This is a genomic window from Bradyrhizobium sp. USDA 326, from assembly GCF_049739485.1.
Lineage (GTDB): Bacteria > Pseudomonadota > Alphaproteobacteria > Rhizobiales > Xanthobacteraceae > Bradyrhizobium.
The window spans coordinates 846,939-858,780 of the sequence record NZ_JBMGQA010000001.1 but is presented as its reverse complement, the minus strand read 5'-3'; the positions used below and the strand labels follow the sequence as shown (position 1 = coordinate 858,780).

General features: G+C 64.7%; 15 protein-coding genes and 1 pseudogene. 8 read left to right on the top strand and 8 right to left on the bottom strand.

The features are described 5' to 3' along the window. Nucleotides 1–14: 14 nt before the first annotated feature. Nucleotides 15–797 carry a hypothetical protein gene (locus tag ABIG06_RS04140; RefSeq protein ID WP_370140782.1) on the bottom strand — a complete coding sequence of 261 codons (783 nt, stop codon included), beginning with the start codon at nt 795–797 and terminating at the stop codon, nt 15–17. 368 nt (nt 798–1,165) lie between these two features. Between ABIG06_RS04140 and ABIG06_RS04135 the strand changes: the two are divergent. Next, nucleotides 1,166–2,360 (top strand): annotated as a pseudogene (locus ABIG06_RS04135) (L,D-transpeptidase family protein). A 74-nt stretch (nt 2,361–2,434) separates the two neighbouring features. Here the strand turns inward: ABIG06_RS04135 and ABIG06_RS04130 are convergent. Both ABIG06_RS04130 and ABIG06_RS04125 read right to left on the bottom strand, forming a co-directional pair. Then, nucleotides 2,435–3,397 (bottom strand): D-2-hydroxyacid dehydrogenase family protein, encoded by a 963-nt coding sequence (locus tag ABIG06_RS04130; protein ID WP_370134439.1) that lies wholly within the window; start codon nt 3,395–3,397, stop codon nt 2,435–2,437. Between the two features lie 127 nt (nt 3,398–3,524). Then, nucleotides 3,525–3,740, bottom strand: a complete 216-nt coding sequence (locus ABIG06_RS04125; protein ID WP_124162592.1) for a hypothetical protein — start codon at nt 3,738–3,740, stop codon at nt 3,525–3,527. Between the two features lie 231 nt (nt 3,741–3,971). On the opposite strand from ABIG06_RS04125, the gene ettA reads away from it, so the two are divergent. Together ettA and ABIG06_RS04115 are read left to right on the top strand one after the other, a co-directional pair. Further along, nucleotides 3,972–5,621, top strand: a complete 1,650-nt coding sequence (gene ettA / locus ABIG06_RS04120) for an energy-dependent translational throttle protein EttA (protein WP_124162593.1) — start codon at nt 3,972–3,974, stop codon at nt 5,619–5,621. 7 nt (nt 5,622–5,628) lie between these two features. Next, nucleotides 5,629–6,855 carry a lytic murein transglycosylase gene (locus tag ABIG06_RS04115; RefSeq protein ID WP_370134436.1) on the top strand — a complete coding sequence of 409 codons (1,227 nt, stop codon included), beginning with the start codon at nt 5,629–5,631 and terminating at the stop codon, nt 6,853–6,855. An 80-nt stretch (nt 6,856–6,935) separates the two neighbouring features. On the opposite strand, the gene ABIG06_RS04110 is transcribed toward ABIG06_RS04115, so the two are convergent. Continuing rightward, nucleotides 6,936–7,220 (bottom strand): hypothetical protein, encoded by a 285-nt coding sequence (locus ABIG06_RS04110; RefSeq protein WP_024339469.1) that lies wholly within the window; start codon nt 7,218–7,220, stop codon nt 6,936–6,938. 210 nt (nt 7,221–7,430) lie between these two features. After that, nucleotides 7,431–7,751, bottom strand: a complete 321-nt coding sequence (locus ABIG06_RS04105; RefSeq protein ID WP_124162595.1) for a hypothetical protein — start codon at nt 7,749–7,751, stop codon at nt 7,431–7,433. A gap of 126 nt (nt 7,752–7,877) precedes the next feature. On the opposite strand from ABIG06_RS04105, the gene ABIG06_RS04100 reads away from it, so the two are divergent. From ABIG06_RS04100 to bfr, 3 genes are all read left to right on the top strand, one after another. Then, entirely contained in the window at nt 7,878–8,183 is a 306-nt protein-coding gene (locus ABIG06_RS04100; protein WP_370140781.1) for a hypothetical protein, read from the top strand. 158 nt (nt 8,184–8,341) lie between these two features. Beyond that, the gene (locus ABIG06_RS04095) at nt 8,342–8,614 is read left to right on the top strand and encodes a (2Fe-2S)-binding protein (RefSeq protein WP_370134433.1); all 273 of its coding nucleotides are present in this window, start codon (nt 8,342–8,344) and stop codon (nt 8,612–8,614) included. A 132-nt stretch (nt 8,615–8,746) separates the two neighbouring features. Continuing rightward, a complete protein-coding gene (gene bfr, locus ABIG06_RS04090) occupies nt 8,747–9,235 on the top strand; it encodes a bacterioferritin (RefSeq protein ID WP_024339472.1) in 489 nt (162 codons plus the stop codon). A gap of 133 nt (nt 9,236–9,368) precedes the next feature. Here the strand turns inward: bfr and ABIG06_RS04085 are convergent, their stop codons facing one another. Both ABIG06_RS04085 and ABIG06_RS04080 read right to left on the bottom strand, forming a co-directional pair. Beyond that, the gene (locus ABIG06_RS04085) at nt 9,369–9,971 is read right to left on the bottom strand and encodes an MSMEG_1061 family FMN-dependent PPOX-type flavoprotein (protein ID WP_370134430.1); all 603 of its coding nucleotides are present in this window, start codon (nt 9,969–9,971) and stop codon (nt 9,369–9,371) included. A gap of 72 nt (nt 9,972–10,043) precedes the next feature. Then, nucleotides 10,044–10,388 (bottom strand): hypothetical protein, encoded by a 345-nt coding sequence (locus tag ABIG06_RS04080; RefSeq protein ID WP_319328129.1) that lies wholly within the window; start codon nt 10,386–10,388, stop codon nt 10,044–10,046. A 282-nt stretch (nt 10,389–10,670) separates the two neighbouring features. On the opposite strand from ABIG06_RS04080, the gene ABIG06_RS04075 reads away from it, so the two are divergent. Further along, entirely contained in the window at nt 10,671–10,940 is a 270-nt protein-coding gene (locus ABIG06_RS04075) for a DUF2277 domain-containing protein (RefSeq protein WP_124160075.1), read from the top strand. 93 nt (nt 10,941–11,033) lie between these two features. Beyond that, entirely contained in the window at nt 11,034–11,249 is a 216-nt protein-coding gene (locus ABIG06_RS04070) for a hypothetical protein (protein WP_124160074.1), read from the top strand. A 9-nt stretch (nt 11,250–11,258) separates the two neighbouring features. On the opposite strand, the gene ABIG06_RS04065 is transcribed toward ABIG06_RS04070, so the two are convergent. After that, on the bottom strand, nt 11,259–11,771 hold the full coding sequence (locus ABIG06_RS04065) for a collagen-like protein (RefSeq protein WP_124160073.1): 513 nt from the start codon (nt 11,769–11,771) through the stop codon (nt 11,259–11,261). Nucleotides 11,772–11,842 lie beyond the last annotated feature (71 nt).

Genomic DNA, 11,842 nt, shown 5'->3' with positions numbered 1-11,842 from the left:
GGCCATCCACGTCCTCACCGCGTGCGTGTGGTTGTCGTCGCGAAGGTCTGCTGCCCAAACGGATCGAGCTGTTGCTGCAATTGCTGAGGCGGCGGACGTCGCACCACGCGGTGCCGCTTCTTCGCCTGCGCCTTGCGTTTGGCCGCCTTGCTGTCGGAGGCGTTGCTGTCGGTCTTGCTGTTGGCCTTGCTGTCGGCTTTGGCCTTCGCCGACGGCTCCTTCACGGCCGTCGTCGCTGGCTCGTTCAGTGCGGCCAGCTTGGCCGCGGCGACGTCGAGCGCCGAGGAGGCGATGGCGGCACCGGGGTCAGCAGGCGCTGGCTCGCTGACAGTTGCGGCAGGCTTGGCCTCGGGGATCGAGGCCGTGGTATCGGCCGGGGTCAGCGTGTCGGTGGAAGCTGGCGCTGCGGCCTCCACGGTTGCTTCGGGTTCGGCTGGCTCGACAGCCGAGACTTCGGCCGGGGGCGCCACGGCCTCGGGCTGCGGATCGGCTTCGGCCGTCAGCGCGGCCACCTGATCGGGCTCGCTCGCCGGCAGCCCGATGGTCGGCACCTGGTCGCGCAGGGACGGCGCCGGCTCGGCGCTCAACTCCGGCTCGATGCGCAATACCGCGAGCACAGGCCGGGCCGGTTCGGGCACTTGCGCAAACACCTGCTCCTGCGGGCCATTCCGCCAGGCGGGGTTGCTGACATACTGCTGATGGGTCGCCCGCAGCAGCGCGGCGGCTCCCAGGCCGAACACCAGGATGGAGGTTGACAACAGGATCGCGGCAAACAGGAAACGAAAGCCGGGAAGCATCGAGCGATTGCGAATTTCCGCCCCAGCGGCGACGTGACCGGGGCCCAAGAGGCATCTGAACGCGGTGTCGGTACTGATTGCCGCGTTCGCCACGCGGGATCGGAGCTCGGAAAAGGTGGCGAATCAGGCTGATTCGACCATATCGCAACGCTCCCGCGTCGTTCCGATAAAATCGCGGCCGAATAACGCGGCGATTGATGGCGCGATACGATTTCGGCCCCGTGATGCAACGGGGCAACGGTCGTCTTGCGGATCACAAATCGGCAAATCCGGCGCAAATAGTCCTGATATGTCTTGAATGTGCCGCTATCTTCCGTCATCTGGCCGTTAACGGTCCGATCGGGCTTCGGGACTATACAAGAGCGATGATGATCAAACATTTTCTGACGATATGCGCTGCCGCAACAGTCGCTGCGGCGGGAACCTCGCTCGCTCAGGCTCAGAGCTATCCAGTCCAGCAGGCGCCGAGCTATGGCGCCCCGGCCGAATATCGGCCCGGTGACCGCACGCCGAATTTCGACGCACTGGACGAAGACGACGAGGCGACGCCGCAGGCCTCGCTACCGCCGCCCGGCCCAGTCGACGATCCACGCTACGGTCGCCCGCTCGGCGCCCCCCCGGTCTATTCGGCCGCCCCGCAGGGGCCGGTGATGTCGCCGGATGATCCCCGTTATGGTCGTCCGGCTGGCGCTCCGCCGGTCTATTCGGCGGCGCCCCAAGGGCCCGTGATGTCGCCGGACGATCCCCGCTACGGCCGGCCCGCCGGTCCGCCGCCGGTGATCTATGCCAATCGTCCGGGACAGCAGGCGCCCGCCAATGACGGCCTGCGTCCGCCTGAGGCCGTCGGTGGTCCCGCCGCGACCGGGACGGTCCAGTCCGCCCAGCCACCCGTCGATGCCGATGGCCGGCCGATGACAATCGCGTCGCTGCCGCCCGAGGAGCAGCCCGATGCTGCGCCGGCGCAGCTACCGCAAAACCTGCGCCGCCAGGAAGTCGCGTTCCAGACCAAGGAGCCGGCCGGCACGCTCGTGGTCGATACGCCCAACACCTACCTCTATTACGTGCTCGGCAATGGCCGTGCCATCCGCTACGGCGTCCGCGTCGGCCGCGACGGCTTCACCTGGACCGGGGTGCAGAAGATCACCCGCAAGGCCGAGTGGCCGGATTGGCATCCGCCGACCGAGATGATCGAGCGTCAGCCCTACCTGCCGCGCTTCATGGCCGGCGGCCCTGGCAATCCGTTAGGGGCCCGCGCGATGTATCTCGGCTCGACGGTCTACCGCATCCACGGCACCAACCAGCCCTCGACGATCGGTAAGTTCGTCTCCTCCGGCTGCATCGGCATGCTGAACGAGGACGTCTCCGACCTGTTCGATCGCGTCAAGGTCGGCACCCGCGTGGTGGTGCTGCCGGGCGGTCCGCCGCCGGGAACGGCGACCGCCTCCGCCGCACCGACGCCCAGCGCTGCCGGGCCGCGCTCCGATGTCCGCCCAGGCCGGTCCGGTCCCGGGCACGCAGCCGACGGTGGTGCCGCCGCTGCCCGCGCCGGTCACCGTGCGCTGAGCGCTGCGAGAGAAGTTCGAATTGCGATGGGCGTGCCTTGGGCACGCCCATCGTCGTTTGAGGCCAGTGTCGCTTCAGGCAAGCCTGCGCGGCAGCTCGCCGCCCTTGGTGAAGGCGTCGATCGCCTCGACCATCTGGCCGTAATGGATGCGTAGTCCGTCGGTGGTGGCGTAGCCGAGATGTGGCGTCAGCACGAGATTGTCGAGTTTGCGGAAGGGATGGTCGACCGGCAGCGGCTCGACCGAGAACACGTCCAAGCCGGCGCCCGCGATCCTCCTCTGCTGCAACGCCTCGAGCAGCGCCTGCTCGTCCACGATCGGTCCGCGTGCGGTGTTGACGAGAAAGGCGGTCGGCTTCATCCGCGCAAGATCGGCAGCTCCAACCAGTCCGCGCGAGCGCTCGCTCAGCACGACATGGATGGTGACGATATCGGCCTTGGCGAATAGCTCCTCCTTGTTGGCGTAGCCGACGCCGGCCTCCTTGCACTTCTCCGGCGTGAGGTTCGGGCTCCAGGCGATCACGTTCATGCCGAACGCCTTCCCAATGCCCGCCATCTTGCTGCCGAGCTTGCCGAGCCCGACGATGCCGAGCGTCATGCCTTCGATCTCGACGCCGGCAAAGGTCTGCCAGGGCTCACCCGCATGCATGCGCGCATTCTCGCGGCCGATGCCGCGAGTCAGTTCCAGGATCAGGCCCATGGTGAGCGGCGCCGTCGGATCGCGGGAATATTGTGTGCCGCCTATGGCCACATCGCGCGCCTTCGCGGCCTCCATGTCGATGGAGGCGTTGCGCATGCCTGAGGTCAACAGCAACTTCAGCTTCGGTAGGCTCTCGAACAGGCTCTTGGGGAATGCGGTGCGCTCGCGCATCGCGCAGATGACATCGAAATCCGCCAGCGCGCTTGCCGCGGCCTGCTCCGAAGCGAAGGGGTGGCTGAACACGGTGACCTCGACCCGGTCGGACAGTTTCGGCCAATCGGCGACGTCGAGCGCGAGGTTGAAATAGTCGTCGAGAATTGCACAGCGCAGCCGGCTCATCAGCGTTCATCCATGGCGAGAGGTGACGGCGCAAGCGGGCGCCATCGTCGGACCGGGCCATGGTTGCGCGCAATCGGGACAGCGTGCAAGCAGCTTGCGACTTCAAAAATCCGATAGGAGAGGAGGCTCAGAGATCGCGGGGCTTCAGGCGGAACGGCGCATCCATGCCGTGCTTGGCGCGCCAGGCGGGACCGGGTCCACGCATGTAGTGCAGTTCGGGCCGGTAGGGATTGAAGGCGGTGGCGAAGAAGCGCTTCCAGAAGCCCTTGATCTCCGAGACGAACCCGGAGACGTGGCCGGCTTCTGCCGGAACAGGAAGAGTGTTGGTCTCGATCAGAGCCATGGTCGGCCTCGCTGTGCTCCCGTTCATTCTGGCCGGGCGGCGCTGTTTCCGCGCGAAACCGAGCTTTGGCCTGATTTATTAAAAGAAAGTTTCAATTGTCCGGATTGGCGTCCGGATGGTGTCCGTCCGTATTCATCCATGGTGAACGGACGGAAAACATTGCCCTTTGAGGGCGGGATCGTTACATCGGCGGCAAGCAAATTTCCTCAAATCGAAGGTGTCACGGGACCGATGGCGCGCCAGTTCATCTATTTCATGCAGGGCCTGACCAAGAGCTACCCGACCCGGAAGGTGCTCGATAACATCCACCTGAGCTTCTACCCCGACGCCAAGATCGGCGTGCTCGGCGTCAACGGCTCGGGCAAGTCGACGCTGCTCAGGATCATGGCCGGCCTGGACAAGGAATACACCGGCGAGGCCTGGGTCGCCGAAGGCGCCCGCGTCGGCTATCTCGAGCAGGAGCCGCAGCTCGATCCGAAGCTCTCGGTGCGCGAGAACGTGATGCAGGGCGTCGCCAAGCAGAAGGCGATCCTCGACCGCTACAACGAGCTCGCGGTCAATTACTCGGACGAAACGGCCGACGAGATGACCAAGCTGCAGGACGAGATCGAGGCCCAGGGCCTTTGGGATCTCGACAGCAAGGTGGACCAGGCCATGGACGCGCTACGCTGTCCGCCCGATGATGCCGACGTGACCAAGCTCTCGGGCGGTGAGCGCCGCCGCGTCGCGCTGTGCCGGCTACTGCTGGACCAGCCAGAGCTGCTGCTGCTGGACGAGCCGACCAACCATCTCGATGCCGAATCCGTGTCGTGGCTGGAGGGGCACCTGCGCAACTATCCCGGCGCGATCCTGATCGTCACCCACGACCGCTACTTCCTCGACAACGTCACGGGCTGGATCCTCGAGCTCGATCGCGGCCGCGGCATCCCCTACGAGGGCAATTATTCGTCCTGGCTGGTGCAGAAGCAGAAGCGCCTGGAGCAGGAGGGGCGCGAGGATGCCGCGCACCAGAAGACGCTCGCCCGCGAGCAAGAATGGGTCGCCTCCTCGCCGAAGGCGCGCCAGGCCAAGTCGAAAGCGCGCTACCAGCGCTACGAGGAGCTGCTCAAGAAAGCGAGCGAGAAGCAGACCCAGACCGCCCAGATCATCATTCCCGTTGCCGAGCGGCTCGGCGCCAACGTCGTCGATTTCGATGGCCTCAGCAAAGGCTTTGGAGATCGCCTCTTGATCGACAATCTCACGTTCAAGCTGCCGCCCGGCGGCATCGTCGGCGTGATCGGTCCCAACGGCGCCGGCAAGACCACGCTGTTCAGGATGATCACCGGCCAGGAGAAGCCGGACGCAGGCACGATCACGGTCGGCGAGACCGTGCATCTCGGCTATGTCGACCAGTCGCGCGATGCGCTCGACGGCAAGAAGACCGTTTGGGAGGAGATTTCGGGCGGCAACGAATTGATCCTGCTCGGCAAGAAGGAAGTGAACTCGCGCGGCTATTGCTCGGCGTTCAACTTCAAGGGCGCGGACCAGCAGAAGAAGGTCGGCGCGCTGTCCGGCGGTGAACGCAACCGCGTGCATCTCGCCAAGATGCTGAAGTCCGGCGCCAACGTGCTGCTGCTCGACGAACCGACCAACGACCTCGACGTCGACACGCTGCGTGCGCTCGAAGAGGCGCTGGAGGACTTTGCCGGCTGCGCCGTCATCATCAGCCACGATCGCTGGTTCCTCGACCGCATCGCGACCCACATCCTGGCCTTCGAAGGCGACAGCCATGTCGAATGGTTCGAGGGCAATTTCCAGGATTACGAGAAGGACAAGATGCGCCGTCTCGGCCAGGACAGCATTATTCCACATCGTGTGAAGTACAAGAAGCTGACGCGGTGATGGCGGCATGATGCGGCGGGCGCTCATCGCTGCGGTGATCGTGGTCACCTGCGGCTGGTCGTCCGCCCGGGCAGCAGACGCGGCCTTCACGCAATTCATCGCCTCGCTCTGGCCGGAAGCGCAGGCCGCGGGCGTCTCGCGCGCGACGTTCGAGCGAGAGACGCGCGGGCTCGAGCCTGATTACAAATTGCCTGATTTGATCCTGCCCGGACGGCCCGCGACCGGCGCGCCGTCGCAGGCCGAGTTCGTGCAGGTGCCGGCCGACTACGTCAAGGAAGCGTCGATCGCCCGGCTCGCCGGCGAGGGGCAGCGGCTGCTGCAAAAATATCGCACCGCACTGACCGAGATCGAGAGAAGCTCCGGCGTGCCCGCCACCGTCATGCTCGCGATCTGGGGCCGAGAGACTGATTACGGCCGCTACACGCTGCCTTACGATCTCGTGCGCGTGCTGGCGACGCAGGCCTATGTCGGACGCCGCAAGGACCAGTATCGCAACGAGTTCATTCTCTCGCTCAAGATTCTCGGCGAGGGCATGGTGACGCGCAAGGACATGCGCTCGTCCTGGGCCGGCGCCACCGGGCTGACGCAGTTCCTGCCGTCGGAATATTACAAGCATGGCGTCGACTTCGACGGCGATGGCCGCATCGATATCTGGCACTCCGTGCCGGATGCGCTGGCCTCCGCCGCGCAGCAGCTCGTCAACAAGGGTTGGCAAAGCGGGGTGCGCTGGTCCTATGAGGTGCAGGCCCCGGCGAAGGTTGATTGCACCACGGGCGTACCGGAGGTGACGAAGCCGATCGGTCAATGGCTGCGCGAAGGCTTTGTGCCGGTGCGTGGCGCGAGGCTCAGCGCCGCCGAGCAGGCGCAGCAGGCCTCGCTGCTCCAGCCCGAAGGCATCTACGGTCCGTCGTTCCTGACCACGAAGAATTACTTCGTGATCAAGGAGTACAATTTCTCCGACCTCTACGTGCTGTTCGTCGGTCATCTCAGCGACCGGATGACGAGTCCGCTGCCATTCGCAACGCCGTGGTCGGCTTCGATGCAGCTGCGCACGAAAGACGTCGAGACCATGCAGCGCGAGCTGACGCGCATCGGGCTCTACAAGGACAAGATCGACGGCAAGGCCGGCATGCAGACGCGCGCCGCGCTCGGCGCCTATCAGAAGTCGGCCGGCCTAAAGGTCGATTGCTGGCCGAGCGAAGCGGTGCTGCGCTCGATCCAGGCGGGGCGATAGCGCAGGGCCAAAAGAAAAAGCCCGGCCGATGGTCTCGGCCGGGCCTCGATCGCGGCGCTTGGGAGCGCCGTGCGATCAGATCAGTAGCAGACGCGAACCGGGCGGACGACCCAGCCATAGCCGTCCCAATAACGCTGGCGCTGCCAGTAGCAGGGCGGGGGCGGCGGGCCGGGCTCGGCGACGTATACGGGACCGCCATAGGCGGGGCGGCTCGACGCGATAGCGCCGCCAACGATCGCGCCGCCGATCAGGCCGGCCGCGATGCCGGCGCCGATGCCGTCATGGGCCTTCGCGGACGGAGTGGCGGTCACCAGCGAACCGGCGACCGTCGCAACCGTCAGGACGGCAACTAAAGTCTTCTTCATGCTCAAGGCTCTCCTGGGAGATGGGCTCCCCTTGTTAGGGGCGCTCGGGTTTCAAAGGTTCACGCACACGCGGATGGATTTGGCCGTGCAGCTAGGAAGCGCGCAATTGGTCAACCCACGGTAAACGCAAACGGAGCTGTGACGAGAAAAAGCGGTCTTTTTCGGGCCCCGAGATGAACGGCACATCCGTAGCGAACCGGTTCTGGCGCCTTAGCCGCAGACTCTGACGCGGCGGACGCGCCAGGCATAGCCGTCCCAGAAGCGCTGCTTCTGCCAGACGCAGTTGCCGTAATAGTCGTCGGCGACATATCCCGGACCAGGAGCGTAGTAGCGAGGCGGGTAGTAGCCCGGTTCGTAATAGCCGGGGCCAGGTCCGTAATAATACGGAGAGGCCAGCGCACCGCCGACGATGGCGCCGCCGATGATCCCGGCCGCCACGCCTGCTGCGACGCCCCGCTGGGCTTGGGCAGATGTTCCGGCCGTCAGGGTTAGAGTGATGATGGCAGCGACTGCCAGGAACGACTTCTTCATGCGCTTGACCTTATCACACGCGGGAACTCTTTGGGGCAAGGTTCCATATTTCGTTTGAATGATCAATGAACGGCACCTTTGCCGGAGACGACCAACCGGCATGGACCCCTGTTTCATCAGGAGACGATGATGGGCAACGCGACGGTCAATGCATTGATTGCCGCTGGGGTTGTCCTTGCGATCGGCTACGGCTGGATCGCTCACCTCCGGAATAGGGGTCAGCGGCGCTCGCGCGCCGCGGCCGGCGGCGATGGTCATGGCGGCAACACCTATACGGGGACAAGCGACGGCTTCTTGTTGGGAAGCTGGTTTTCCAGCGATCGTTCGGGGAGCTCGACCGACGGCGGCAGCTGTTCCAGCAGCGACGGCGGCAGCAGTGGCGGGGATTGCGGAGGTGGCGGCGATGGTGGTGGAGGCGGTGGCGGCGACTAGCTCCACAACCTTGATCAAGCGCAATACTCTATTTTAGAGCCGTTCTAGGCTGATTGCCGGCCAGTTTGGAATAGCTTCAAATACCGGTTTTTCCTTTTGCATCCGGCCGGTCTGTTAAATATCGATGATGGCGCATCACCGAAGGGCCTGCCGCTTCCATGATCGTTTGTTCCTGTAACGTGCTGAGCGATGACGATATCCGCGCCGCCGTCGCCGAGTCCGACGACGCCGTGCGCCATGCCAAGCAGGTCTATGGATGTCTCGGCTGTAGCGCCGAATGCGGCCGCTGTGCCCGCACCATCAAAACCATCATCGACGAAGCGCTTGGCCCCTGCGCCCAGTCTTGCTGCGCCGGCTGTCCCCACGGCCACGCCGTCGCCGCCAATGACGAGACGGCCGAACCCGCCCAGTTCGCCCTCGCGGCCTGCTGAAGACTTCCGCATCCTCGGCTGAGCTTTTCCCGGCTGCGTCCGCCTAGCTGGTTGCCGACGCACGCAAACTCATTTAGAAGCATTCTAAATTCGGTTTAGGGCCGATTTGGACTGCAAGAGCTGGAGTGAACCATGCAGGGCGACGCGAAGGTCATCGACTATCTCAACAAGGCACTGCGTCACGAACTGACTGCGATCAATCAGTACTGGCTGCACTATCGCTTCCTCGACAATTGGGGCCTCTTGGACATGGCCAAGGTCTGGCGCAAGGAGTCCATCGAGGAGATGGAGCATGCCGACAAGCTCACCGCGCGGATCCTGTTTCTCGACGGCTTTCCGAACATGCAGGTGCTCGACCCCCTGCGCATCGGCCAGAACGTCAAGGAGATCATCGAATGCGATCTCGCCGCCGAGATGAGCGCGCGTGCGCTCTACCAGGAAGCGGCGACCTACTGCCACGGCGCCAAGGACTACGTCACGCGCGACCTGTTCGAGAAGCTGATGAGCGACGAGGAGCACCACATCGACTTCCTCGAAACCCAGCTCGACCTGATCGGTCGCATCGGCCTTGAACTCTACACCCAGAAGCACGTCGGCGGGCTCGAGGGCGAGGGGCATTAAGCTCCGCCCACCTCTCTCCGTATTGTTATGGCCGGGCTTGACCCGGCCATCCACGTGTTGCTTCCACAACAAAGACTTGGATGCCCGGGACAAGTCCGGACATGGCGGCGAGCCCAATTGGCGAACGCGTCGCCTACAACTGCGTCTTGTAGCGCTCTTCCACGATCTTCTGGCTTTCGGGTTCGCCCAAGCCCGTCTGGTCGTGAATGACCTCGACGATGCTCGGCATCACCGAGCGCTGCACCTTCTCGGATGACCACAGCTTCGCGCGCATCAGCGCCTTGCCGCAATGGAAATAGACTTCGCTGACCGCGACGTTCAGCACCGCACGCGGCGGTTTGCCGAACTCCACCATCGCGGCGAGCAGATCCGGATCGGCCGACAGCGTGCCGCGTCCGCCGACGCGTAGCGTCTCGTCGATCCCCGGCACGAAGAACAGCAGCTGTACGAATCCCGAGCCCTCGACGACGTTGCGAAAACTGTCGATGCGGTTGTTGCCGGAGCGATCAGGCATCAACAGCTGGTTGGGACCGGCGACGTGGACGAAGCCGATGCCGCCGCCGCGCGGCGAGGCATCGACGCTACCGTCCGCGCCCGAGGTCCCGAGCACGCAGAACGGCGACATCTCGATGAACTTCTTCGCATGCGCATCGATCGCCGGACGCGCTTTCGCGATCACCCTGGGGCTCGGTTCGGCATAGATGCTGGCAAGGTCTTCGGCGCAAAGATTGGTCAACCGGCGTGCCTCCGTATCAGCTTGTCCTGAAGCTAGCCGATCAGGCGCCTTCAGCCAACGAAATCCAGCGTGCTAGACTGCATCCGCCGGCACGAAGCAACTGATGATGATGGCGCCACGATGGTGGACGTACCATACCACGGCCTGGCCGACCGGGTTGCCGCGATCGCGGATGATGGCACGCTCGGGCACTTCCATCCATTGTCCCTCGATCGGCACCCAATAGACGCCGCCGCGCACGTCGTATTCGGTGCGATGGCCATCGGAGATGTCGCAGCAGGGCACACCGTTCGGCGCGATCACGCTCTTGAACCAGGCGCGGATGTCGGGCGGGACGTGGTCGTATTGGCCGTTGTCGAACGCGAATGCGGCGTTCGTCAGCGCGGTCAGCCAAACGCACAGTGCGAGCCTGTGCATGCGATCCTCCTCATCGCGTATCGTGCCATTGGCGCGCGATTGTCCCGCGCGTCGATTCGTATCGTTGATGCGATTAAGCCCGAGCCGTCAGCGCAATGCATGCTCAAATAATATGCTGTGCCGGGGCGCCGCACATGATGCGTTGCGAGATGAGACAGTGTGTGGCGGTGCGCACCCATGGAGTTGATCAGCGTGTCGGGATGGAACTTCGCAGAAGCGCGAAAGCGGATGTAGGATTTCGGCCCAGACCTTCGTCTTCAAGAAAACGTCGGGAGAGAGTGCATGTGCCGCAACATCAAGACGCTGTTCAACTTCGAGCCGCCGGCGACGGAGGACGAGATCCACGCCAGTGCGCTGCAGTTCGTGCGAAAGCTGTCTGGTTTCAACAAGCCGTCGCTATCTAACGAGGCGGCGTTCGAGCGTGCGGTGGCGGAGGTCGCGGAGGCGGCACGAAAGCTCCTGACGTCGCTGCATACCCATGCGCCGGCGCGCGACCGTGAGATCGAGGCGGAAAAGGCGAGAGAGCGCTCGCGACTGCGCTTCGGTTCGTGAGCATGAACTGCGCGCTCCGTGATCTGGCTCACGGTATCTGCTGCCTCAGCTTGCGATGTGTCGACCGGGGTTTTGATTGCCCGGAGCACGACCATGAGCCGCCCCCTTCTTCCCCTGAAAGCAGGTGCCATCGTCTTCACGCTGCTATGGACCGCGTGGATGATGTGGTGGAGCGGTTCGTTCTCGAGCGCGAACATGGTCATCCTCGCCCTCTGCGGCGCGGCGGTCGGCTATCTCTGGTATCGCGCCATGCGCTGGCAGTTCGAACGCATGGGTATGTTGCCGCGGCGCGAGGATCGGCCGAAATAGACTCGTCTTCTAGGCCTTGTGGCCGTGCTTTTTCTTTTTCTTTTTCCTCTTGTCGTCGCCGTCATCGCTCTCGTCCTCGACGATTGCCTCGTCAGGCTCCTGGACGGCGGCTTCGAGCGCTTCGCGCTCAGCGGCTTCGCGCTCGCGCTGACGGCGGCGTTCGTCCCAGGCGTCGAAAAGTTGGTCGAGCCACGGCAGCACTTGCTCGATCGACGGCAATTGGCCGGGCGGACCCGGTTCGCCGCGCGGGCCTTGCGGCCCCGCCGGTCCCTGAGGTCCGGCAGGTCCCGGCGCGCCGGCTGCCCCGCGTGGGCCGGCTTCGCCCTGCTTGCCTTGCGGACCGGGCTTGCCGGGCGGGCCGGCCTTTCCGAGCGGCCCCGGCTTGCCCTGCGGTCCCGGCTTGCCGCGCGCCCCGTCCGGGCCGCGCCGGCCCGGATGACCCTGCGGTCCCGGTCGTCCCGGCTCGCCTTGCCGCCCGCGCGGACCCTGAGGCCCCTGCCGTCGTCCCTGATCGTCTGCCACGCCGCCGCTCCCTTCACCCGAAGCAAGCTACTTAGCGGCGTTTGACGACAGCGGCAATTCCGCCCGCGCAT